Source organism: Blastomonas sp. CCH9-A1, assembly GCF_001557175.1.
Classification (GTDB): Bacteria; Pseudomonadota; Alphaproteobacteria; order Sphingomonadales; family Sphingomonadaceae; genus Blastomonas; species Blastomonas delafieldii_A.
Genome location: NZ_LSHM01000043.1, coordinates 38,890 through 62,209, shown reverse-complemented (window position 1 = coordinate 62,209; position 23,320 = coordinate 38,890). Strand labels below are relative to the sequence as shown.

The following is a 23,320-nucleotide window of genomic DNA, read 5'->3' as shown; positions in this document are numbered from 1 at the left end:
CGGGGCGGCAGCCCAAGAAAAAGCCCCGCCAGGCGCGAAGCCAGCGGGGCCAGTTGTCGTTCAGATCGAAAGGCTATCGCATAGGTTAGCCCGCTGCAAGCGCCGCGAGCAACAAAAGTGCGACGATGTTGGTGATCTTGATCATCGGATTGACCGCCGGGCCCGCCGTATCCTTGTACGGATCGCCCACGGTATCGCCGGTCACCGCCGCCTTGTGCGCGTCCGATCCCTTGCCGCCATGGTGGCCGTCCTCGATATATTTCTTGGCATTGTCCCAGGCGCCGCCGCCGCTGGTCATCGACAGCGCGACGAACAGGCCGGAGACGATCACGCCGAGCAGCAGCGCGCCCAGCGCGGCAAAGCCGTTGGCCTGGCCCGCCACGGCAGTGATGACGAAATAGACCACGATCGGCGCCAGCACCGGCAGCAGCGAGGGGATGATCATCTCCTTGATCGCGGCCTTGGTGACGAGGTCGACAGTGCGGGCGTAGTTCGGCTTGGACGTACCCGCCATGATGCCGGGATTGGTGCGGAACTGCTCGCGCACTTCCTCGACCACCGATCCTGCCGCGCGGCCCACTGCGGTCATGCCCATCGCGCCAAACAGATAGGGCAGCAGCGCGCCGAGCAGCAGCCCGACGATGACGTACGGGTTGGACAGCGAGAAATCGACCGGTACGTCAGGGAAGAATTCCTTGAGGTCGGTCGTGTACGCGCCGAACAATACCAATGCGGCCAGGCCTGCCGAACCGATGGCATAACCCTTGGTCACCGCCTTGGTGGTGTTGCCCACCGCATCGAGCGCATCGGTCTTCTCGCGCACGCTGTCGTCCAGCCCTGCCATCTCGGCGATGCCACCGGCATTGTCGGTTACCGGGCCATAGGCATCGAGCGCCACGACCATGCCCGCCAGTGCGAGCATCGCGGTTGCGGCAAAGGCGATGCCGACGATCCCTGCCAGCTGATAGGCGATGATGACCGCGACGACGATCAGCAGCGTCGGCAGCGCGGTCGCCTCGAGGCTGATCGCCAGTCCCTGGATGACATTGGTGCCGTGCCCGGTTTCCGATGCCTTGGCGATCGACTGGACCGGGCGATAGTTGGTGCCGGTATAATATTCGGTAATCCAGATGATGAGCCCGGTCACGGCCAACCCGACCAGCATGGTGAGGTACAGGTCCATGCCGGTAAAGGTTTCCGGTCCCGCCGCATCGGCGGTCTTCATCGCATAGGCGGTGTTCATGCCGACCACGGCGTCGGTGACGAAATAGAGCAGGATCGCCGAAAGGATCGCCGTCACCGCAAAGCCCTTGTACATCGCGCCCATGATCGATCCGCCCGATCCCAGCCGGACGAAATAGGTGCCGATGATCGAGGTGATGACGCAGAGGCCACACAGGCCGAGCGGCAGGCCGACCAGCGGCAGCAGCGCGGCATCGTCGCCCGCCACCAGCAGCGCGATGGCGACCATGGTGACGCCGATGGTGACGACATAGGTTTCGAACAGGTCGGCGGCCATGCCGGCGCAATCGCCGACGTTGTCGCCCACGTTGTCCGCGATTACCGCAGGGTTGCGCGGATCGTCCTCGGGAATGCCTGCCTCGACCTTGCCGACCAGGTCCGCGCCGACATCCGCCGCCTTGGTGAATATGCCGCCGCCCAGACGCGCGAAGATCGAGATCAGCGACGCGCCGAAGGCGAGGGCAACGAGGCCGTTGACGATGTTGCGGTCCTCGGGATCGCTCAGGCCATGGCCCGCTATGGCATAGAGATAATAGAAATAGCCTGCGGTCGCGAGCAGGCCGAGGCCCGCCACCAGCATTCCGGTGATCGCACCCGCGCGAAAGGCGAGGGTGAGGCCCGCCTGAAGCGAGGTGCTCGCCGCCTGTGCGGTGCGCATGTTGGCGCGCACCGAGATGTTCATGCCGATATAGCCCGCCACGCCCGAAAGCACCGCGCCAAGCACGAAGCCGATGGCGGAGACGGGGTTGCCGAACTTGTCGAGAAGCGCCCAGACCAGCACCAGCATCACGATGCCGACAATGGCGATGGTACGATATTGACGTCCGAGATAGGCCTGCGCGCCCTCCTGGATCGCCGCGCCAATCTCCTGCATCCTCGCGTTGCCGGGCGATTGGCTCAAAACCTGTCTGCTGGTGAAAATGCCATAAAGGACTGCGACCACCCCGCAAAGGATGGCAATCAAGACCACGTTCATGCGTCGCTCTCCCAAAAAGCGATGGCCTCTCGGCCGAACAGGCGATCACCGCGCCCTTGATGAACGTCAGCGTCCCCCGCGCATAGGTATAAGCGGGTGTTGCAATCGTGCAACTTAATAAAGTTAGGAGGTGGCTGGCCTCTCAGCCGTGCAGCCAGCCCAGTTTTTCGGGGTTTTCGACCGGCATGCCGTTCCAGGTCAGGGTGAGCCCTTCGCCCTCGGCAAAGCCGCCGATGCGCGTGGCGGGAACCGACAGATGCGCTTCGGCGTCGGCGGCGAACAGCAGTTGATAGTCGTCGCCGCCGGAGGCAGCGGCGAGCGCGGCGGCCTGGTCGCTGCCGATCGTGGCGACGAAATCGGGCGAGAGCGGGACCTGCGCCAGGTCGATTCGCACGGCCAGGCCCGAGGCCCGCGCCATGCGCGCGGCATCGATCAGCAGCCCGTCGGACACGTCCATCATCGCACGCGCGACCTGGGCGAGCAGGGGGCCATCAGCAAGCCGTGCCTGCGGCCTGCGATAGGCGGTGACGAGCGATGCCGGTTCGGTCTTGCCCGCCTGGAGCAGGCTCAACCCAGCCCAGCCATCGCCGATGGTGCCGGTCACGAACAGCCCGTCGCTGACCAGCGCCCCCGCGCGCGACGGCGGGACGGGGACCGAGGGCAGGCCGATCGCGGTCAGCGACAGCACGCGCGCCTGGCTCGCAGGCACGCTGACGGTATCGCCACCGATCAGCGCCAGGCCATGATGGTCGAGCGCGGCCTTGAGACCCTCGGCAAACGCCGCGTCCCACCCCGCATCGCGCGACAGGCTGTGCCCGGTGAGGCAGGCGAGCGGGGTCGCCCCCTTGGCGGCAAGGTCCGAGGCGTTCACCGCGACCAGCTTCCACGCGATATCCGCCGGCGGATCGTCGGGCAGGAAATGCACGCCCTCGACCAGCATGTCCTTGGTCAGCACCATCGCCTGCTTGCCGATGGTGAGCACCGCCGCATCGTCATCGAGCCCGCGCGCGGCCGGATCGGTGGCGATGGTGCGGAGCAGGTCGATAAAACCGGGTTCGGTGGTCATGCGGACTTGGCCCTTGTACCTTACGTTCGGGGCAAACAGACGGGTGGTGCGGCTCGGCTCGAGCTTATCCCGTTTGTCCCGAGCGAAGTCGAGGGACGTTTGCGCGACCTGGCGTCAATTAACGCCGCACATCCTTGGCAATCCCGTCGAGCAGGCCATTGGCGAAGCGCGTGTCCTTGGCGTCGAAGAACGCGTGCGCGACGTCGAGATATTCGTTGATGACGCTGCCGACCGGCACGTCGGGCCGCGCGAGCAGCTCGTACGTCCCGGCGCGCAGGATCTGGTGCAGCGTGCGGTCGATGCGACCCAGCGACCAGCCCTCGGCCAGCTTGCCCTCGATCAGGCCGTCGATCTCTTCCAGCCGCGCCGCCGTACCCTTCACGATATCGTCGAAGAACGCGACATCGGCCTCGGCGTACTGCTCGTCCTCGATTTCCGCGCCAAGCCGGTGCTGGTGGAATTCGTGGAGCAGCTGCGCGACCGGGGTCTTTTCCATCGTGTGCTGGTAGAGCGCCTGGACGGCGGCAAGCCGTGCGGCGGAGCGGGAGCGGGATTTCTCGTTCATATCGTTTCCATCAGGTCAGCCGGCGCCGGACGCTCTCGGCATGGGCGGGCAGGCCCTCCATCTCGGCGAGCGCGACCGCAGCGGGACCGATCGCGGCAAGGCTGGCGGGGTCGAGCTGGATGAAGCTGGTACGCTTCATGAAGTCGAGGACCGAAAGCCCGGAGGAAAAGCGCGCGCGCCGTCCGGTGGGCAGCACATGGTTGGGTCCGGCGACATAATCGCCCACCGCCTCGGGCGTGTGCCGACCGAGGAACACGGACCCTGCGTGCCGCACCTTGGCGAACAGCGCTTGCGGATCGTCGACCGCGAGCTCGAGATGCTCGGCGGCGAGCCGGTTGACCAGCGGCATCGCGTCTTCGAGGCTGTCGACCACGATGATCGCGCCATTGTCTTCCCACGCCTTGGTCGCGACCTTGCGCGTCGAGAGCGCGGCGAGCTGCACGCCGACGGTGTCCGCGACAATATCGGCAAAGCCCGCGTCATCGGTGAACAGGATCGACTGGCTGGTCGGGTCATGCTCCGACTGGCTGAGCAGATCGGCGGCGATCCATTCGGGATCGTTCTTGCCATCGGCGACGACCACGATTTCGGACGGCCCCGCGACCATGTCGATGCCGACCACGCCATAGAGCTGGCGCTTGGCTTCGGCGACCCAGGCATTGCCGGGGCCGGTGATGACATCGACCGCGCGGATTTTCTGCGTGCCATAAGCGAGCGCGGCGACCGCATGCGCGCCGCCGATGCGCCAGATCTCGTCCACCCCGGCGAGATGCGCGGCGGCGAGCACCAGCGGATTGACCTGGCCCTTGGGCGTCGGCGTCACCACGACCAGCCGCTCGACCCCGGCGACCTTGGCGGGAATGGCGTTCATCAGCAGCGAGGAGGGATAGGCCGCACGACCGCCGGGCACGTACAGCCCCGCCGCATCGACCGCGCTCCACCGCGCGCCGAGGCGCACGCCCGCTGCGTCGGTATAATCGCGATCCTCGGGCAGCTGCGCCTCGTGATAGGCGCGGATGCGGTTCGCGGCGAGATCGAGCGCGGCGCGAAGGTCGTCCGACAGCGCGGCATAGGCCTCGGCGCACGCGTCCTTGCCGATGCTCCAGCCATTGCCGTCGAGGCTATGGTCGTCGAAGCGCGCGGTATAGTCGGCCAGCGCCGCGTCGCCGCGCGCCTTCACATCGGCGATGATCGCGGCGACGTCGCGGTTGACCTCGATATCGCTCTCGCGCCGACCGCGCACCAGCCTGTCGAACGTCTGGGCGAAATCCTTGTCGCGTGTGGAAAGACGAAGCGTCATGCGGCCTGCCTGCGTTCTGCGGCCAGATCGCGGAAGGCGGACATCAGCGGACCCAATCGGGCATGGTCCTTTTTCAGCGCGGCGCGGTTGACGATGAGCCGGGCCGAGACCTGGGTGATGACTTCGGTTTCCACGAGGCCATTGTCCTTCAATGTGCGTCCCGACTCCACCAGATCGACGATCCGCCGCGACAGGCCGAGCGAGGGCGCGAGTTCCATCGCGCCATTCAGCTTGACGCATTCCGCCTGCACGCCCTGCCGCTCGAAATAGCGGCGAGTGATATTGGGATATTTGGTTGCGACGCGGATATGCGAGGGGCGCGGCTGGTTGCTCGCGGCTTCCTCTGCAGGCTCTGCGACCGACAGGCGGCAATGGCCGAAATTGAGATCGACCGGCGCATACAGGTCCGAATAATCGAACTCGTCGATCACGTCCGATCCGACAATGCCGATCTGCGCCGCGCCATGCGCGACGAAGGTCGCGACATCGAAGGCGCGCACGCGGATGATGTCCATGTCCGCGCGGTTGGTGCCGAAACGCAGCGACCGGTTCTTCGGATCGTGAAATTCTGCCGAGGGCATGATACCCACCCGTTCGAGCACGGGCAGGGCATCGTCGAGGATGCGCCCCTTGGGCACGGCAAAGATCAGCGTATCGGCCATGGCCGCGGCATGTAGGGCCAAGCAGGGCAAAGGGCAATATGAACCGGACAGAGGAAATCATCAGCGGCATCGCCTTTCAGGCCGAACATGTCGAACAGAACGGCGCGCCCGCCACCGCCCGGCTGTGCCGCGCGCAGATTGCGCTGATGCAGGGAGACAGCGCCTGCGGTCGCCGGATCGCTGCCTGGCCGGGCCATGTGCTGACCGATGCGATGCCGCTCAGGTTCACCGGCGGGCTGCACCATCTGTTCCGCAAGGGGGAGGTGCCCGAACTGGGGCCGGTCTATGCGGGAGAAGTGACCGAACAGTGCGCTGTGGATGCGATCGTCGCGGCGGTCGTGGATCGCCACGATGCCGAATTGCTCCCTTGGTTCGATGGCCCGCCGCAGACCAACGAGGCGGGGCGCTCGGCAAGCTTTGTCGCGGCGCTGCACTGGCTGGCGAGCCGCACCACGGACCGGTTCGAGTTGAACGAGATCGGGTCAAGCGCGGGGATGAACCTGCTGATCGACCGTTATGGTTACGATCTGGGCGGCGTTCGCTCCGGCCCGGCGGATGCGCCCTGCGTGATCGCGCCCGAATGGCAGGGCCCGCCGCCGCCCGATACGCCTTTCCGCATCGAGGCGGTGCGCGGCTGCGACCTCAACCCCATCGACGTGCGCGTGCGCGCCGCTGCCGACCGGCTGATGGCCTATATCTGGCCCGAGGCCGAAGCCCGCTTCGCGCGGATGGAGGCAGGGATCGCGATGATCCGTGAGCGCGGCGTCGATCTCGTCCAGGCCGATGCCGCCGACTGGATCGCCGCGCGTCTCGCCGAGCCGCAAGAAGCGGGCGTCACCCGCGTGCTGATGCACTCGATCGTCTGGCAATATATCCCGGAGGGTCGCCAGGCGATGATCGAAGCCGCGATGGCCGAGGCGGGAGCGAAAGCGACGTCCGAGCGCCCGCTGGCATGGGTTTCGCTGGAAACCAACCGTGCGACCTTTCGGCACGAACTGAAGGTGCGGTTCTGGCCGGGGGGCGGGGAGGCGCAGTTGCTCGGCGAAGCGCAGGCGCATGGGGTCTGGGTGCGGTGGTTGGGGTGAGGGGGCGGAGGGGTTGTGCGGAAATTGGGGTCGAATTCATATCTAGCCTGTGATCAGACTTGAGAGGCGAGCCGCTACTCATCAAAGCCGAGTGAAGCAGTGGTGATGACCTACATGTTCAAAGCTCTTTGCCGAGAAATAATGCTTCGTTGAGTTGCTGACCGGACGGTAAGTTGCTGTCCGTAATAATTTTCAACAGGGAATTGCGTAGCAGAACGAAGGTTCGAAGCAGGTGCTCGACGTCGGAGTTCCGCGAAGTATGTGCGGCAACGGAGCGGGCGTCGTATAGCTCTCTCACCTCATTGAACATTGCTAGCCGATCTGGGCCAGGCGCTGCGAGAAATGTCGCCAAGTTTGAAGCGATCCTGAAGCGAATTTCACTGCGACTTCCCTGCGCGAAAAGTTCTTCCAGCGCGCCCCAAGCCAGAAGCAAAGCGGATGAAGTGCGTCCATTGACAGTACAGGCATCGAGAGCTTCCAAGGCACCTGCAAGTCTGCGGTCCTTGTTCATCAATTCGGCCGTTCTAGGCCAAACTGATTTAACCCAGCCTAACTCGTCCTCACGGATCTCCGCGAGCTCAGAGGTTCCGACAGAAACAATGCGCCCCTCGACTTCGACGGGCCGCAGCAGCGGCTCACGCCCGTGTATCGCAGCCACACTGAAAGCCTGGTCAGAGAAAACGGGCATTATGAGGTACGCGTAGCGCGCAAGCCTCAAGAGTGAGGCTATCAGCCGCGCAATTTGCTCGGCGTCAAAACCAGCCGGAAATTTTTGTCGGAGAGGGACCGATATCTCGACTTCGATGTCCCAGGCGAACCCCCCTTTGGCTAAGCGCAAGGGTCCGGGGTGGGCTTGCCCGGGAGCGGCGCGCTGAAAAGCCATCATCGGTGCCGCGAAAAGGTGCGCATATGCTGACCTTAACATCACACCATGCCCCAGATCGAATGGCTGTCCATTGTATCGGACCTGTGAAAGGCCCGCAAAGATGTGAGTGTCAGGTACGGGTTCAATCATTCAGAATAGTCTAAACCAAACTCACAAACTCACAAATCGCTGAATAACACAGGATGGTATGTTTATCATCAAATGGACCGCATGCGCAAAAAACTGGATAGCTCCTAATTGCAAACCACGTGGACGTCGCTTGCCAACGGTGAGCGTTGCACTGTTCAAAAAACGACCAACCTCCGCTCAGCCTGAGCTTGTCGAAGGCCCCGCGCCCAAGCGTCCGGCATCAACCGTTCTCCGGCGAAAGCCGGAGTCCAGGGCGGTCTGGTGCCATCTCGCTTCTGGATTCCGGCTTTCGCCGGAAAGCGGCGGAGGGGGGGCAACCGGTTGCGCGGGGCCTTCGACAGGCTCAGGCTGAGCGGGGTTGGGTTATTGGGTGTGGGCCTGTAACCCCGGTGCCTGCTGGGGCCAAAGGCTGGGTTGGATGGCCCGGGCGAGTCCGGTTGCGTCGTCTGCCGGAGCCTTGCCATGCACCCCCATCTATTGCGTCGCCACCCACCAGATCGTGCCGGCCGGATCGCGGAAGCCGCCGCGCAGGTCGTCGTCATCGGCTTTGCGCTCGGGTTCGCGCACCACCTCGGCGCCGGCGGCCAGCGCGCGGTCGTAGACAGCTTGCGCGTCGGGCACGTACAAGTGCAGGTGCACCTCGCCCGAGCGATATTCGGTCGCGCCGCCGCCGACCATGACGATGCTGTCGTCGATCCGCAATTCGGCGTGCATCAGCGATCCGTCGGGTCTGTCGAAGCGCCGCTCGACGCTCGCGCCGAACACCGTGGCGAGAAAGGCGATCAGCGCGTCCGGATCGGCACAGATCAGATAGGGGCTGAGGCTGGGATAGGTGGCGGGCTTCCAGTCGGGCATGGCGTGGCTCCCTTGCGCTGGGGCCAGTTTACACGTCCACCGCCCCGCGCGCCATAGACAGGCGCGGCTGTCACCATAAAGACGCCGATGCGCGCTAGTCGGCAATCTCAGGAATGCGATGAACTTTCATCGCGCTGCCATGAGGATGTCGTAGACCGATGAACAGCCTGCCACCCGCAGCGCAGTTTTCGCCCGATGCCCTGGCGCTGCGCGATCCCGATGCGGCGCTGTTCGTGGATCGCTTGCAGGCGCTGGGCAGCCGCGCGCTCATCGCCAATATCGAGGCCGAGGCGTTTGTCGAACAGGCGGACGGTCACACGCTGCCGGTGCTCGTCACCGATGGCGCGATCGGCACCAGCTATGTCGCCGCCCCGCACAGCGCCTATGCGCTCTATCCGCGCGCCGAGCTCGACCTGGTCGATATGGGCTCGATGCGCGGGCCTGCCACCCTCGCCATTGCGGCGGCAGACGGTATGCTGCGCGCGCTCGCCATCAACCGCGCCGTGCAGATCGACAACTGGTTGCTTTCTACCTGCCTGCACGGAGACTGGAACGGCGAGGGACTGACCGATCTGCGGCAGCGACTGGCGACGCGTTATCCCGGCCATTATCTGCTGATCCGCTCGGTCGATGAATGGTCGTGCCCCGAGCTGACCGCAGCGCTGCGCGCCGATGGCTGGCTGCTGCTGCCCTGCCGCCAGATCTGGGTGACCGATGACCTGCAGCGCGACTGGGCGGTGCGCAAGAGCGTGAAGAATGACGGGCGCAAGCTGGCGCAATCGGGTCTGGCGATCGAGGATGTCACCGTGCTGGGCAACGCCGATGCTGCGCGGGTCGCAGAGCTTTACGCGATGCTCTACATCGCCAAATACTCCGCGCTAAACCCGCAATATGGCCCGCGCTGGATGCAGCTGGCGGTCGAATGCGGGCTGTTCCATCTGCGGGTCGCGCGGGATGCCAGCGGGCAGATCATGGCGGCGGTGGGGATTGTTGCACGCGGCGGCATCGCGACCAATCCGATGATGGGATATGATATGGGGCGTCCGCAGTCGGACGGCCTGTATCGCATCGCATCCTGGCTGGTCGGCGATTTCGCGCTGCGCCATGGCCTGAGGCTGCACGGATCGGCCGGCGCAGGGCATTTCAAGCAGCAGCGCGGCGCGCGCAGCGAGATCGATTACATGGCGATCCATGCAGCGCACCTGCCTGCTACCCGCCGCTGGCCGCTCAAGGGCATCGCCGCCGCGCTCGAAACGCTGGCGGTGCCGCAGCTCAAGCGGCGGATGCTCTAGTCGGCGAGGAAGTCTTCCATCGCCGCGATCAGCGTTTCGGGCGATTCCCAGGGCACGAAATGGCCGCCGGGCGCTTTTATCAGCTTGAGATCGGGCACCAGCGTTTCGATGCCGTCGAGCAGCGAGGGGCGCAGGGCGTAATCGTCCATCGCCCAGTAGAGCAATGTCGGCTGCGTCACCGGCGGGAAGGGGCGCGAGAGATAGGCGGGGCGCTCGACCTCTCCATTCACCGGGGGCACGATCAGCGGGCTGGCGCGATACCAGTTGACCATCGCGGTAAAGGCGCCCGGGGTCTGCCATTGTGCAAGGTAGATCGCGCGCTCCTCGGGCGTGATGTGCACCGCGGCGCTCGGCTCGGCAAAGCGCGAATCGAAATAGGCGTCCCAGCCCATGGCGCGCACCTTGGTCTCGAAATCGGGCTGCCGCATCTCGGTGATATACTGCGCGGACATGCGCTGGTCGGGATCGTCGAACAGCGCCTTCTGATAGGTGAACGGGTGCGCGGCATTGGCCATGATCAGCCGCGTGATGCGATCCGGGTGGTTGAGCGCTGCCATCCAGGCGATCGCGCCGCCCCAGTCGTGGCCTACCAGCGTGAACGTATCGATGCTCAGATGATCGGCCAGCGCCATCAGATCGGCTACCATGTGCTTGGGCTGGTAGTTCTCGACCCCTTCGGGCTTGGAAGAGTTGCAGAAGCCGCGCTGGTCGGGCGCGATGAGCCGGTAGCGGTCCTGGAAGTGCCGCATGACATAGCGCCAGGTGCGGTGCGATTCGGGAAAGCCGTGGAGCAGGATCAGCGGCGGGGCGTCCTCGGGCCCAGTGATGGCGACATCGAGCTCGACCCCGGTCGGCAGCGCGATGCGGGTGAGGGGCAAGTCGGTCATGCGGCGGCTCTCCGTTTTTTGTCTGCGCGCCAACCTTAAGCAATCGCTTAAATCTCGTCACCCCCGCACAGGCGGGGGTCCCGCTTGTTCCTGACCCGGCAGCAGGAAAGCGGGATTCCCGCGTTCACGGGAATGACGGGAAATTCAAGGAAATGGCGGCTAGGTCCGACCCCTGGTCAGCGGCACTTCGGGAATGGGGATGAATTCCTGTTCGTCGCCAGGCACCTTGGGGAAGGCGCCTCGGTTCCAGCGCTCTGCCGCATCGCGGATGCGCTCGTTCGATGAGCCGACGAAATTCCACCAGATATGCCGTTCCGAGGCGAAATCCGCGCCGCCCAGCAGCATCGCGCGTCCGCCGCCGATGCTCTCCAGCTTGGGCTTCGCTCCCGGCGCGATCAGGTAGAGCAGATAGGGTTCGAGCGGTAGGCCATCGATTGCGGCGTCCCCCTGAACCAGCATCACCGCACGCTCGTCCGCCTCGCTGTCGATCGGGATGGCGCCGCCCGGTTGCAGCACGATGTCCGCATAAATGGTCGGGCTGTGGCAGGTGGTTTGTGCGGTCGCGCCCCAGAGCGAGCCCATAATGACACGCGCGCTGGCCTTGCCGTCGTCGATCATCGGCAGCGCGTCGCAGCCGATATTTTCGAACGCCGGCTCTGCATCTTCCAGCGCATCGGGCAGCGCCAGCCAGGTCTGCATGCCGAACAGCTTCGCACCCGTCGCCATTTCGCTCGCCGGGCTACGCTCCGAATGGACGATGCCGCGCCCGGCGGTCATCAGGTTCACCTCGCCGGGATGGATGGTCTGGAAGGTGCCAAGCGAATCGCGATGGTCGATGCCGCCGGTGAACAGATAGGTGACCGTGGCCAGCCCGATATGCGGATGCGGGCGGACGCCGAGATCGCGCCCGATATCGAGCTGGGCCGGGCCGAACTCGTCGACGAAGATGAACGGCCCCACCATCGCGCGCTTCTTCTGCGGCAGCGCGCGGCGCACGGTAAAGCCGCCCAGATCATGGCTGGTGGGGAGGAGGGTGAGGGCGAGGGGGCTGGTCATGCCTCGCCCGGCGCGCGCGCCTTGATCGCCAGCGCATGCACCTTCTGACCCGGCAGATCGCCGAGCGCGCTGTTGACCATGCGCTGGCGTTCGAGCCGCGACTTGCCCTGGAATGCAGCGCTCTCGATCTCGACCGTGAAGTGCGATTCGCCGCTGCCGTCATCGCCCATATGGCCGCTGTGCTTGGCGCTGTCGTTGATCACGTCTAGCCGGACGGGCGAGAGCGCCGCCGTCAGCCGGGTTTCGATTTCGCTGGCCATCGGCCCCTTGGTTTTCGTCGTCATGCGCACCTATATAGGCCGCTCTCCGCCCATTGGCGAGGCGGTGCACTCATGGGATTGGCAGCAGGTTTTGGCAGATAGCGGCAACTCGAGCCAGGATGGCGGCAGCGCGCGGCGGCGCACCCGGTTTCATGGCCGGGTCGAAGGGACAGGCAGGCGCTGCGATTGGGCCGGGTGCCAGGAAGATGGCGAATTTCGCGCGCCCCCTGCAGAGGAATCGCGTCACGGATCGCGCTTCGACGGGCCGGGCCGCTATCGCTGGTTCTGCCTCGACCACATCCGCGAATTCAACGAACGCTACAATTTCTTCGCCGGGATGAGCGCCGAGGAGATCTACGAGGCGCAGCGGCCGACTGCGGGATGGGACCGCGAGACTCGCGCCTTTGCGGCGGGTGCGGGCCAGACCCCGCGCTGGGGCGACTTTGCCGATCCTCTCGATGCCATCGGCGCGCGTTTCCGCCAGAATATGGCCGACCGCGCCCGCGCTGCGGCAGGCACTGCCCGGGCGCAGCAGCGCGGATTGTCGTCGGCCGACCAGAATGCGCTGAAGACGCTAGGGCTTGGCGCGGATGCGACGCGCGCGACGATCCGCAAGGCCTATTCGCAGCTGGTGCGTACCTATCACCCGGATCGCAATGGCGGTGACCGCAGCCACGAGAAAGCCTTGCAGGAGGTCATCGCCGCCTATACGCACTTGCGCAAACTTGCCGCCTTCGCCTGATTGGGTGGAGCGCCCCTTCGACGACTCAGACCACCGGATAACGCCATGACCGATATTTCGAACACCCAGCCCGACAGCCGCGATGGCACTCTGCTCGATGCGCCCGACAAGATGGTCAATGCGCGCGAGGTGTTCGGCGTCGATATCGACATGCAGGTTCCCGCGTTCAGCGAGGCCGACGAGCGCGTGCCCGATCTGGACCCCAGCTATGTGTTCGACCCTGAAACCACGCTCGCAGTGCTGGCAGGGTTCGCGCATAATCGCCGCGTGATGGTGCAGGGCTATCACGGCACCGGCAAATCGACGCATATCGAGCAGATCGCCGCGCGCCTCAACTGGCCGTGCATCCGCATCAACCTCGATGCGCATATCAGCCGTATCGATCTGGTCGGGCGCGATGCCATCGTGCTGCGCGATGGCAAGCAGGTCACCGAATTCCGCGAAGGCCTGCTCCCCTGGGCGCTGCAGACACCGACCGCTCTGGTGTTCGACGAATATGATGCGGGCCGCCCCGACGTGATGTTCGTGATCCAGCGGGTGCTGGAGACCGAGGGCAAGCTGACGCTGCTCGACCAGAACCGGGTGATCCGCCCCAACCCCTATTTCCGCCTGTTCGCCACCGCGAACACCGTGGGCCTGGGCGATACCAGCGGGCTGTATCACGGCACGCAGCAGATCAACCAGGGCCAGATGGACCGCTGGAACATCGTTTGCACGCTGAACTATCTGCCTGCAGAGACCGAGGCCAAGGTCGTGCTCGCCAAGGTCGGCGAGACCGATCCCAAGGTGGTCAAGAACATGGTCAAGGTGGCGGACCTCACCCGTCAGGGCTTCATCAACGGCGACATCTCGACCGTGATGAGCCCGCGCACGGTGATCAGCTGGGCCCAGAATGCCGCGATCTTCCACAATATCGGCTTCGCGTTCCGCCTGTCGTTCCTCAACAAGTGCGACGAGGCCGAACGGATGCTGGTCGCGGAATATTACCAGCGCGTGTTCGGCGAGGACCTGCCGGAGAGCATCGTCGGCCGGGGGTGAGCAAACGGGGAAGCCATGGACAAGGCGACGGCGATTGCACAACTAAAAGCGCACGAGGCCGAATTGCGCGGGCTTGGCGTGGAGCGATTGTCACTTTTCGGCTCGACTGCGCGTGGCGAGGAGGGGCCTGACTCGGATATCGACCTCGCAGCGCGTTTTGCGCCGGAGGCCATGATCGATGGTTTGGAATTTGTTGCCATCAACGACCGCATAGAAGCGATTTTGCGGACCAGAGTGGATCTCGTTGCCGAGCCTGCGAGAAAGGCGCGAATGCAGCAGAACATCGACCGGGATCGTATTCGTGTCTTCTGATCGCGAGCAGCAGCGCCTGAGAGATATCATCGAGAATGGCGAAGCGGCGCAGGCTTATCTCGCCGACCTTACGGTGGTTGAGTTTGCGCGAAACCAGATGCTTATCGATGCAGTCGAGCGCTGCCTGCAAAGAATTACGGAAGCCGTTGTGAAGATTGGTGAGGAGCGGTTTACCGTAGTTGCGCCAGACGTGTCGTTTCATCAAATAAGGGGCCTCGGCAATCGACTCAGGCACGAATACGACACCCTTGATGAGGCGGTAGTCTACAATACCGTGCACAAGAGTTTGCCTGTTTTGCTCGCCCGCTGTCGCGCGGCTCTTGCTGAGTGACGGGGCTCTCGCACTCGCTGTCATAATCGGCTAATACACCTTCCGTGTTCAAGAAGATGCGATTCGGATCGGGGCGGTTTGGGGCAGGCGGGGCGTCTGCTGCCGATGCTTCATGGCCGCCGCCGGGGCTGGGCGAGGCGCGTAACCCCTGGGCTGAGCCTGAAGATTTCACGCCGATCGCGCCCGACCCGGTCAGGCCGCCGCGCACGCGCTGGTGGTGGGCCAAACGGGGGCTGGCTGCCCTGTTCGTGCTGTTCCTGATCCTGCTCGCCTGGCTGGCGATTACCGCGCCCTTGTCCAAGTCGCTCGAGCCGATCGCGCCGCCGGAGATCACGCTGCTCGCCGCCGATGGCACGCCGATCGCGCGCAGCGGGGCGGTGGTCGAGGAGCCGGTCGCGGTCGACAAGCTCCCGCCGCATGTGGTTGAAGCGTTTCTCGCGATCGAGGACCGGCGCTTCTACTCGCACTGGGGCATCGATCCGCGCGGCCTGGCGCGGGCGCTCTGGTCGAACATCACCGGCAGCAGCGTGCAGGGCGGCAGCACGATCACGCAGCAGCTCGCCAAAATCAGCTTCCTCACTCCCGAACGCAGCCTGACGCGCAAGCTGCGTGAGATGCTGATCGCCTTCTGGCTCGAGGCATGGCTCACCAAGGACGAGATCCTGGGGCGCTACCTGTCCAACGCCTATTTCGGCGACAATGTGTACGGCCTGCGCGCCGCTTCGCTGCACTATTTCTATCGCCAGCCCGAAAAGCTGAAGCCCGAACAGGCGATCCTGCTGGCAGGGCTGGTCCAGGCACCCTCGCGCTTTGCCCCGACGCGCAACTGGCAGGGGGCAAGCCGACGCGCCGCCATGGTGCGCGCGGCGATGGTCGATGCGGGCTATCTGACCCAGAGGGAGGCCGACGCGCTGCCGCAGCCGCGGCTCGACGTGCATGAGCGACCCAAGCTCGCCAACGGCACCTATTTCGCCGACTGGGCGATGCCCCAGGCGCGGGCGCTCACAGAGATGTCGCACAGCCGCCTGACGCTGACGACGACGCTCGACGCCAGGCTGCAACGCGCCGCCGAGCGTATCGTCGCACGCTCCGGCCTCGGCAAGGCGCAGGTGGCGCTGGTGGCGATGCGCACCAATGGCGAGGTCGTGGCCATGGTCGGCGGCAAGAGCCACGCGCAATCGCCGTTCAACCGCGCCACCCAAGCCAAGCGCCAGCCGGGCTCCACCTTCAAGCTGTTCGTCTATCTCGCTGCGCTGGAAGCGGGAATGGAGCCGAATTCGGTAATCGAGGACAGCCCGATCACCACGGGCAGCTATCGTCCGCGCAACGCCGGTGACCGCTATCGTGGGGTCATCAGCCTGGAAGAGGCGTTTGTGCATTCGAGCAATGTCGCCGCCGTCCGGCTGTTCCAGAAGGTGGGCAGCGAAAAGGTGATCAAGCAGGCGACGCAGCTTGGCCTGAAGGGACCATTTGCGGAAGGCGACCCCAGCCTCGCGCTGGGCAGCGGCAGCGCGACTCTGCTCGAAATGACGGCCGCCTATGCCGGTATCGCGGGCAATCAATGGCCGGTCGAACCGCACGCGTTCAAGCGCGACGAGCAGGGCTGGTTCGAATGGCTGGTCGATGGGCCGGATCGCTATTCGTCGCGCGTGCACGAGCAGATGCAGGACATGCTGCGCGCCGCGGTCAATCGCGGCACCGGGCGCGCGGCCAGCCTCAACATCCCCAATTTCGGCAAGACAGGCACCAGCCAGGACAATCGCGATGCGCTGTTCATCGGCTATGCGGGTGACCTGGTCGTGGGCGTGTGGATCGGCAACGATGACAACAGCCCGATGCAGGGCATTCGCGGCGGCGGGCTGCCTGCGCGCATCTGGCGGCAGTTCATGGGCGAGGCAATCCCGGGAGCCGTGCCGCAGCGCCGCGCCGCGCCCGTCGCGCCGCCCGAGGAGGTCGACCCCGATCCGGTGATCGGTCCGCTGCTCGAAGGCGGGATAGAAGGCCAGGTCGGCGGCGCGAACGTGCGCGTCACCCCGGATGGACTCACCATTTCGGGCGATGTCGGCGGTGCGCCGGTCGAGGTGACGGTCGATGGCAATGGCGCGAATGTTCAGCGCCAGCGGCCGCCGCCATCCGATCCGCCGCAATAGCGCTGCGCCGGTCGCTTGACATACGCGGCGCGCCCCTTCAGCGATAGCGCATGACCAACCGCACTCCGCTTGATGACCTGAAGAACGTGCTGGCCGGGACCGCGCGGGCGATCGCCAGCCAGCCCGAGATCGAGGTGGCGTTCACCGCCGATCCGCCGTCGCAATCGGGCACCAAGCTGCGCGTGCCGATGCCGGGGCGCAAGCTGCCAGCCGATCAGGTCGCCGAGGCGCGCGGCTTTGCGGACCTCTATGCGCTGCGGCTGAAGCACCACAACCCTGCGCAGCACGCTGCCAATGCGCCGCGCGAGGCGGTAGCGCGAGCGGCCTTCGATGCGGTCGAGCAGGTACGGATCGAGGCGCTCGGCACGCGATCGATGCGCGGGCTGGGCGCGAATCTCGATGCGGCGCTGGAAATGCGCATGCGCTCGGACCCGATCAGCCGCGCGACGCGTGCCGACGAGGTGCCGATCTCGACCGCGCTCGGCCTGATCGTGCGCGAGCGGCTCACCGGCACGCCCATGCCTGCGGACAGCGTCGCGGGCGTCAACCTCGTGCGCGAATGGATCGAGAGCAAGGGCGGCGAGGATATCGAAAATCTCGCGCTGTCGCTCGACGACCAGGCCGGCTTTGCCGCGCTCGCCAACCGGCTGCTCGAACATCTGGAGCTCACCGAAGGCCAGATGGACGAGGAGGACAGCCAGGACGAGGGCGACGAGGACGATTCGTCCGAACAGGGCGAGCCCGAGGATCAGGAGGGCGAGCAGGACGGCACCGACCAGGGCCAGACCGAGGCGCGTGGGCAAGAACAGACCGGCGAGAACGAGGAAGGCGATTCCTCGGAGACCGAAGGCGAGATGGAGCAGGGGGACGATGGCGACCCCGGGGAAATGGGCGACGACGGCATGATGCCGACGCGGCCCAACCGCCCGTGGACCGATCTTCCCAATGATTTCGAGTACAAGGCGTGGACGACGCGCTTCGACGAAGTGATCGAGGCGACAGACCTGTGCGACGAGGACGAGCTGCTGCGCCTTCGCGCCTATCTCGACCAGCAGCTGGCGCATCTGCAGGGCGCGGTGACCAAGCTCGCCAACCGCTTGCAGCGCCGCCTGATGGCACAGCAGAGCCGCAGCTGGGATTTCGATCAGGAAGAAGGCATGCTCGATGCCGCGCGACTGGCGCGCGTTGTCGTCGCTCCCGGGCATTCGCTGTCGTACAAGATCGAGCGCGATACCGAGTTCCGCGATACCGTCGTGACGCTGCTGATCGACAATTCCGGCTCGATGCGCGGCCGCCCGATCAGTATCGCCGCGATCAGCGCGGACATCATGGCGCGCACGCTCGAGCGCTGCGGGGTCAAGACCGAGATCCTGGGCTTCACCACCAAGGCGTGGAAGGGCGGGCAGTGCCGCGAGGACTGGCTGGCGCACGGGCGTTCGCCGCTGCCTGGCCGCCTCAACGACCTGCGCCATATCGTCTACAAGAAGGCCGACGAACCCTGGCGGCGCGCGCGCAAGAATCTGGGCCTGATGATGCGCGAAGGCCTGCTCAAGGAAAATATCGACGGCGAGGCGCTGCTCTGGGCGCACAACCGCCTGATCGCGCGCCCCGAAGAGCGCCGCGTGCTGATGGTGATTTCCGACGGTGCGCCGGTCGATGACTCGACGCTCTCGGTCAACCATGGCGCGTATCTGGAACAGCATCTGCGCAAGGTGATCGACTGGATCGAGAAGATGTCGCCAGTGCAGCTGATCGCGATCGGCATCGGACATGACGTGACCCGCTATTACCGGCGCGCGGTGACGATCATGGATGCCGAACAACTGGGCGGCACGATGGTAGAGCAGCTGGCGGGATTGTTCGACGACGAATAGCCGATACTTGCTTGTCGATGTTATAACTTCGTGCTAACGGCGTGCATATGAAATCCGCGCTCCGCAAAATGGGTAATTCCACTGGTCTGATCCTGCCCAAGCCGGTTCTGCAGGAACTTGGCGTGGGGACGGGAACGATGATGGATATTGTCGTAGACAATGGCCGCGTCGTGGCGACGCCCATCGTGGGTGATCGTCACCAGGGCTGGGCCGATGCGGCCCGCGAGATCGGTCGGCAGGATTTGAGCGAGGATGCGATTGCCTGGCAGGGCTTCGCGAACGAAGACGATGACGGCCTGACATGGTGAAGCGTCCCTTTCCCGCGCAGGGAGAGGTCTGGCTGTGCGCGCTCGATCCTACAAAGGGTGCCGAAATCCAGAAGACTCGTCCGTGTGTGGTGGTCAGCCCCGATGTTCTCAATGCCGGCCTCAGAACTGCTTTGGTCGTACCGCTTACCAGCGGAGGGTTTTCTGCGCCTTTTCGGGTAAACGTCCGCTTTGGTGGTCGTGACGGGCTGCTGGTACCGGATCAGATGCGTGCCGTCGACCGGCTGAGGCTCGTCAAACGGTTAGGGCTGATCGACCCCGTCGCGCTGGCATCGGTGCTGGGCATATTGCGCGAGATGTTCGAGCAACCATAACGTCGGGATCAGCGGTTGCCAAACCGCGTCAGGCTCCTTAATCAAGCGATTAAATTAAGTCTGCATGGAGCCCCCGCCTTGAACGTATCCGAAGCCGTTGCCAGTCGCCGTTCCGTGCGTGACTTTCTGCCCGATCCGGTACCGCTGGAGACCATCCGAGAGATTCTGACCAAGGCGCAGCGCTCGCCCTCGGGCGGCAATACGCAGCCGTGGAACGCGGTTGTGCTGACCGGTGAGCCGCTGGCCGACCTCACCGCGAAGATCAAGGCCAAGGCGCAGAGCGCGCCGATGGGCGAGGGGATGGAATATGCCATCTACCCCGCAGATCTCGAGGGGCGCTACGAGCAGCAGCGGCGCGCGGTCGGCCAGGCGATGTTCGACGCGCTGGGCATCGCCCGCGAGGATGGCGCGGGCCGGGTCCGCCAGATGATGCGCAACTGGGACAGCTTCGGCGCGCCGGTGCAGATCTTCACCTATTGCCGCACCTATATGGGGCCGCCGCAATGGTCGGACATGGGCATGTGGCTGCAGACGGTGATGCTGCTGCTGCGCGAGGCGGGCCTCGACAGCTGCCCGCAGGAAATCTGGGCGATGTACGGCCGCTATATGCGCGAACTGCTGGGCATCAGCGACGATTACATCTTCTTCACCGGGATGGCCGTGGGCTATCGCAATCCCGATGCACCGGTAAACGCTTTCACGGTCCCTCGCGTGGCGATCGACGAAGCCATCCAGTTTCGCGGTTTCTGACCGGCGCCATCGCTCCCCGCGCGCAGATCACTTGACCGGTCAATTCTGATCGGTATGCCATGGCGGCAACTGGTCAGCCTGCTATGGACAGGCTATATGGGACAGCATGAAGCCTGACCGGGTCGCACCGAGGGCAATGGTCTTGATCGGCATTTCTGCAAGGGGGCAGGGTGCCTGGGGGTGCGATGATGCGACGGATCGGATGGTGCAGCGAAGCCGGAGCGCAATCGCTTTTCACGCGCCCTGACAATATGGCCAATTCCGCGCGCCTCAAGCCATGGGCTCTTGACCTGGCGCGAATGGCGTTTCGCTGAAGCCATGGCCAGCCAGCCAGATATGCCCGCTGCGGCAGCGACCAGCCGCGACGAGATGGGGCGCTCGGCCACGCGGCTGATCCGCCAGCTCGGACTGGTGCGGCTGCTCGCGACGCTCGGCTTTCTGGGCTTCGCGCTCGCCATTGCGCGCTACAGCACCGAAATGCCGCTGCTCGGCGATGCCGAAAACGCGATGTACGACATGCGCGCGGCCAATTTCGCCAAGAAGGTCGATCAGGACCCGCGCATCCTGATGGTCGTCTATACCGACGACACGTTGATCGATACCGGCCAGCGTTCTCCGGTGGATCGCACCATCCTGGCAAATGCGTTGACCAATATCGACCGGATGGGTGCCAAATCGATCGGCATCGATATCCTGTTCGATCAGCCGCAGGACGATGACGAGGCGCTGAAAACCGCGTTGCGCAATATGCAGACCCCCACGCATGTCGCCTATGCCAGCAACGCGACAAATACCGAGGCGATCCAGTTCCGCCAGCAGCAGTTCCTCGAACAGTTCCTGAAGGATGTCACCACCGACAAGACCAAGCCGACAAGCATCCGGCTGGTCACGGACTCGGATGGCGTTGCCCGGCGCTGGCCCGACCAGCCCAAGAACCTGCCGCCGATCATGGTGCGCGCGATGACACCGCCGGACCCTGCCTTTGCCGATTATCGCGGCGCGATCCGCTTCCGTCTGCCGCTGTCGTCCGACCGGCCGGTGATCAACAAGCTGCCGATCGACCTGTTCGCCGATCCGGCCAGTGCCGAGTTCGTCGCGAGCGAGGTCAAGGGACGGCACATCCTGATCGGCGGCGATTTCGTCGATTTCGACAAGTTCGATACGCCGCTGACCCGGATCGGCGATGTCGTGACCGGCGAATCGCAGATGATTGGGCTGGAAGTGCACGCGCACATGATGTCGCAGCTGCTCGACAAGGATCGGCCCTTCGCCTTCCCGAACTGGTCCCTATGGGCGATGGCGCTGGCGGTCGTCATTGCAGGCTGCATCACCGCGATCAGCCAGGCGCGCGCCTGGATCATGGGGCTGCTGCTCGGCAGCCAGATCCTGTTCTTCATGACCGCGCCGTTCCTGTTGCAATATTACGGGTTCGACACGCTCAATCTGCCGAGCTTCGGCTGGGCGACGGGGTGGCTGCTCGCCTATACCTCGGTGGGTGCGGCCGCGCGCGTGGTCGGGTCCAAGCAGCGCGCCTTCGCGCAGAACGCGCTGGGCAAATATCTGCCTCGTTCGGTCGCGGCGGAGATCCTGAAGGACCCGGACAAGCTGGCGCTGCACGGCGAGAAGCGCGAGATCTTCTGCGTCTTCACCGATCTGGAAGGCTTTACCAAGCTGACCCATGCGATCGAGCCGGAAATGGTCGCCTTCCTGCTCAACAACTATCTAGACCGGCTCGCGGATGTCGTGCTGCAATATGGCGGCACGCTCGACAAGTTCGTGGGCGATGCCGTGGTCGCCTTCTGGGGCGCGCCGATCGGCTTTCCCGACGATGGCGAGCGCGCGGTGCGCGCGGCCTGGGCCATGTACGAGGCGGGCGAGGAGTTCCGCAAGAGCGCGCCCGAAGGCGTGCCGCCGATCGGTCGCACGCGCGTCGGCGTGCATTTCGGCGAGGCGATCGTCGGCAATTTCGGCGGCGAGGGGCGCATCCAGTATACTGCGTTCGGCGACAGCATGAACACGGCGGCGCGGCTCGAGGCGGCGAACAAGAATCTGGATACCCGCGTGCTGGTCAGCCGCGAGGCCGCCGAAAGGTCCGGATTGGACTGGTATCGCCCGATGGGGCGGATCGTGCTAAGAGGACGCGCCAAGCCGGTCGATATTTACGAGCCCGCGCCCGACAGGCCGGAGAGCGAGCGCCAGGCCATTGCCGAGCTGGTTGCGGCGCATGAAGCGGGAAATGATGCGGCTGTGGTTCAACTCACATCGCAGCTTGCGCAATTGGGGCAGGAAGAGGCCATCGCGAATTTGTTCAAGCGACTTGGTCAGACACAAAAAGGAGAAAGCTATGTTCTCGGTTGAAAGGAAGTCCGTACTTCGCCGGGCACTTGCGATGGGTGCCATGGTGACGCTGGGCATTGCTGGCAGCAGTGCGGCGATGGCGCAGTCCATGGTCGTACGCTCGGTCGGTCCTTCGGCAGCGCAATTTCCTGCCGGCAAGAAGCTGCCCGCCAACACCAAGGTGGTGCTGAAGGCCAGCGACAAGGTGACCGTGCTCGACAAGGCCGGAACGCGCGTCCTGTCCGGCCCCGGTACCTTCACACTCGACGGCACGGTCAAGCGCGACCAGACGCAGAGCACCCAGATTGCCAGCTTGCTCGCGACCGGTGGCCCTGCGACGCGCAGCCGCACCGGGGCCGTCCGCGGCGCTCCGGCCAAGGTTGCTGCTCCCGCTACCCCGCGCAGCCCGAACCTGTGGTTCATCGATGCGAGCCAGTCGGGCAAGTTCTGCGTGGCTGAACCCGCCCGCCTGATGTTCTGGCGCGCCAAGGTCGATCAGGATGTCCAGCTGAAGCTTGCCGGAACCGGCGCATCGGCGACGATCGACTGGAAGAAGGGATCGGGCAACCGGCTGTGGCCGATGGCCGAACTGCCCGTTGCGCCCGGCAGCTATACGCTCACCGGCCCCGATGGCGTGGCGCGCAAGATCGATCTGGTCGTGTTGCCCAGCGTGCCGGCCGAGGTCGACGAACTCGCCGGAACGCTGATCGAGAATGGCTGCGAAAACCAGCTCGGCCTGCTGGTCGAGACTATGGCGGCAGCGGACCAGGCCAGCGGTACCAGCGGCGATCGGTAAGCATCCAGCCGACATTCAGACCCCGTCCGCGCCGCTGCGACCGGCACGGGCGGGGTTTTTCGCGTGTGCCATCGCGGCTTGACGGCCCG

At 64.9% G+C, this 23,320-nt stretch carries 23 protein-coding genes; 13 read left to right on the top strand and 10 right to left on the bottom strand.

The window, feature by feature from the left end; translation table 11 throughout:
- Nucleotides 1-85: 85 nt before the first annotated feature.
- The 5 genes from AX725_RS13460 to hisG all read right to left on the bottom strand — a co-directional run bounded on the left by AX725_RS13460 (nucleotide 86) and on the right by hisG (nucleotide 5,811).
- Nucleotides 86-2,218, bottom strand: a complete 2,133-nt coding sequence (locus AX725_RS13460) for a sodium-translocating pyrophosphatase (protein ID WP_060980289.1) — start codon at nucleotides 2,216-2,218, stop codon at nucleotides 86-88.
- Nucleotides 2,219-2,360: 142 nt separating this feature from the next.
- The gene (thiL, locus tag AX725_RS13455; protein WP_060980288.1) at nucleotides 2,361-3,284 is read right to left on the bottom strand and encodes a thiamine-phosphate kinase; all 924 of its coding nucleotides are present in this window, start codon (nucleotides 3,282-3,284) and stop codon (nucleotides 2,361-2,363) included.
- A 118-nt stretch (nucleotides 3,285-3,402) separates the two neighbouring features.
- A complete protein-coding gene (gene nusB, locus AX725_RS13450; protein ID WP_060980287.1) occupies nucleotides 3,403-3,849 on the bottom strand; it encodes a transcription antitermination factor NusB in 447 nt (148 codons plus the stop codon).
- Between the two features lie 10 nt (nucleotides 3,850-3,859).
- Nucleotides 3,860-5,149 (bottom strand): histidinol dehydrogenase, encoded by a 1,290-nt coding sequence (gene hisD / locus AX725_RS13445; protein ID WP_060980286.1) that lies wholly within the window; start codon nucleotides 5,147-5,149, stop codon nucleotides 3,860-3,862.
- Nucleotides 5,146-5,811, bottom strand: coding sequence for an ATP phosphoribosyltransferase (hisG, locus tag AX725_RS13440; protein ID WP_060980285.1), 666 nt, complete (start codon nucleotides 5,809-5,811; stop codon nucleotides 5,146-5,148). The genes hisD and hisG overlap by 4 nt, the downstream gene beginning before the upstream one ends.
- Nucleotides 5,812-5,849: 38 nt before the next feature.
- Here hisG and AX725_RS13435 point away from each other — a divergent pair, with 38 nt between their 5' ends.
- Nucleotides 5,850-6,896: a DUF2332 domain-containing protein gene (locus AX725_RS13435; protein WP_066045510.1), complete on the top strand. Its 1,047-nt coding sequence runs from the start codon at nucleotides 5,850-5,852 to the stop codon at nucleotides 6,894-6,896.
- 118 nt (nucleotides 6,897-7,014) lie between these two features.
- Here the strand turns inward: AX725_RS13435 and AX725_RS13430 are convergent, their stop codons facing one another.
- Together AX725_RS13430 and AX725_RS13425 are read right to left on the bottom strand one after the other, a co-directional pair.
- Nucleotides 7,015-7,911, bottom strand: coding sequence for a hypothetical protein (locus tag AX725_RS13430; protein WP_060978433.1), 897 nt, complete (start codon nucleotides 7,909-7,911; stop codon nucleotides 7,015-7,017).
- 474 nt (nucleotides 7,912-8,385) lie between these two features.
- Entirely contained in the window at nucleotides 8,386-8,766 is a 381-nt protein-coding gene (locus tag AX725_RS13425) for a VOC family protein (RefSeq protein WP_060978434.1), read from the bottom strand.
- A 158-nt stretch (nucleotides 8,767-8,924) separates the two neighbouring features.
- Between AX725_RS13425 and AX725_RS13420 the strand changes: the two genes are divergently transcribed.
- Nucleotides 8,925-10,058, top strand: a complete 1,134-nt coding sequence (locus AX725_RS13420; RefSeq protein WP_060978435.1) for a hypothetical protein — start codon at nucleotides 8,925-8,927, stop codon at nucleotides 10,056-10,058.
- Here AX725_RS13420 and AX725_RS13415 read toward each other — a convergent pair.
- The 3 genes from AX725_RS13415 to AX725_RS13405 all read right to left on the bottom strand — a co-directional run bounded on the left by AX725_RS13415 (nucleotide 10,055) and on the right by AX725_RS13405 (nucleotide 12,285).
- On the bottom strand, nucleotides 10,055-10,945 hold the full coding sequence (locus AX725_RS13415; RefSeq protein WP_060978436.1) for an alpha/beta fold hydrolase: 891 nt from the start codon (nucleotides 10,943-10,945) through the stop codon (nucleotides 10,055-10,057). The genes AX725_RS13420 and AX725_RS13415 overlap by 4 nt on opposite strands.
- A gap of 159 nt (nucleotides 10,946-11,104) precedes the next feature.
- Nucleotides 11,105-12,001 (bottom strand): pirin family protein, encoded by an 897-nt coding sequence (locus tag AX725_RS13410; RefSeq protein WP_060978437.1) that lies wholly within the window; start codon nucleotides 11,999-12,001, stop codon nucleotides 11,105-11,107.
- Nucleotides 11,998-12,285, bottom strand: a complete 288-nt coding sequence (locus tag AX725_RS13405; protein ID WP_060978438.1) for a BolA family protein — start codon at nucleotides 12,283-12,285, stop codon at nucleotides 11,998-12,000. The genes AX725_RS13410 and AX725_RS13405 overlap by 4 nt, the downstream gene beginning before the upstream one ends.
- 67 nt (nucleotides 12,286-12,352) lie before the next feature.
- Here AX725_RS13405 and AX725_RS13400 point away from each other — a divergent pair, with 67 nt between their 5' ends.
- The 11 genes from AX725_RS13400 (at nucleotide 12,353) to AX725_RS13350 (ending at nucleotide 23,231) form a co-directional block, all read left to right on the top strand.
- The gene (locus AX725_RS13400) at nucleotides 12,353-13,003 is read left to right on the top strand and encodes a J domain-containing protein (protein ID WP_060978473.1); all 651 of its coding nucleotides are present in this window, start codon (nucleotides 12,353-12,355) and stop codon (nucleotides 13,001-13,003) included.
- 45 nt (nucleotides 13,004-13,048) lie between these two features.
- Nucleotides 13,049-14,041 carry a cobaltochelatase subunit CobS gene (gene cobS / locus AX725_RS13395; RefSeq protein ID WP_060978439.1) on the top strand — a complete coding sequence of 331 codons (993 nt, stop codon included), beginning with the start codon at nucleotides 13,049-13,051 and terminating at the stop codon, nucleotides 14,039-14,041.
- A gap of 15 nt (nucleotides 14,042-14,056) precedes the next feature.
- Nucleotides 14,057-14,353: a nucleotidyltransferase family protein gene (locus AX725_RS13390; RefSeq protein ID WP_060978440.1), complete on the top strand. Its 297-nt coding sequence runs from the start codon at nucleotides 14,057-14,059 to the stop codon at nucleotides 14,351-14,353.
- On the top strand, nucleotides 14,343-14,684 hold the full coding sequence (locus AX725_RS13385) for a HepT-like ribonuclease domain-containing protein (RefSeq protein ID WP_060978441.1): 342 nt from the start codon (nucleotides 14,343-14,345) through the stop codon (nucleotides 14,682-14,684). The genes AX725_RS13390 and AX725_RS13385 overlap by 11 nt, the downstream gene beginning before the upstream one ends.
- Before the next feature lie 56 nt (nucleotides 14,685-14,740).
- Entirely contained in the window at nucleotides 14,741-16,834 is a 2,094-nt protein-coding gene (locus AX725_RS13380; RefSeq protein WP_060978474.1) for a transglycosylase domain-containing protein, read from the top strand.
- 50 nt (nucleotides 16,835-16,884) lie between these two features.
- Entirely contained in the window at nucleotides 16,885-18,708 is a 1,824-nt protein-coding gene (gene cobT, locus AX725_RS13375) for a cobaltochelatase subunit CobT (protein WP_060978442.1), read from the top strand.
- A 47-nt stretch (nucleotides 18,709-18,755) separates the two neighbouring features.
- Nucleotides 18,756-19,016 carry an AbrB/MazE/SpoVT family DNA-binding domain-containing protein gene (locus AX725_RS13370; RefSeq protein ID WP_060978443.1) on the top strand — a complete coding sequence of 87 codons (261 nt, stop codon included), beginning with the start codon at nucleotides 18,756-18,758 and terminating at the stop codon, nucleotides 19,014-19,016.
- Entirely contained in the window at nucleotides 19,010-19,348 is a 339-nt protein-coding gene (locus AX725_RS13365) for a type II toxin-antitoxin system PemK/MazF family toxin (protein WP_060978444.1), read from the top strand. The genes AX725_RS13370 and AX725_RS13365 overlap by 7 nt, the downstream gene beginning before the upstream one ends.
- Nucleotides 19,349-19,426: 78 nt before the next feature.
- Nucleotides 19,427-20,098: a nitroreductase gene (locus AX725_RS13360; protein ID WP_066117349.1), complete on the top strand. Its 672-nt coding sequence runs from the start codon at nucleotides 19,427-19,429 to the stop codon at nucleotides 20,096-20,098.
- Nucleotides 20,099-20,416: 318 nt separating this feature from the next.
- The gene (locus tag AX725_RS13355; RefSeq protein WP_060978475.1) at nucleotides 20,417-22,456 is read left to right on the top strand and encodes an adenylate/guanylate cyclase domain-containing protein; all 2,040 of its coding nucleotides are present in this window, start codon (nucleotides 20,417-20,419) and stop codon (nucleotides 22,454-22,456) included.
- Nucleotides 22,443-23,231, top strand: coding sequence for a hypothetical protein (locus AX725_RS13350; RefSeq protein ID WP_067511804.1), 789 nt, complete (start codon nucleotides 22,443-22,445; stop codon nucleotides 23,229-23,231). Before AX725_RS13355 ends, AX725_RS13350 begins: the two co-directional genes overlap by 14 nt.
- Nucleotides 23,232-23,320 lie beyond the last annotated feature (89 nt).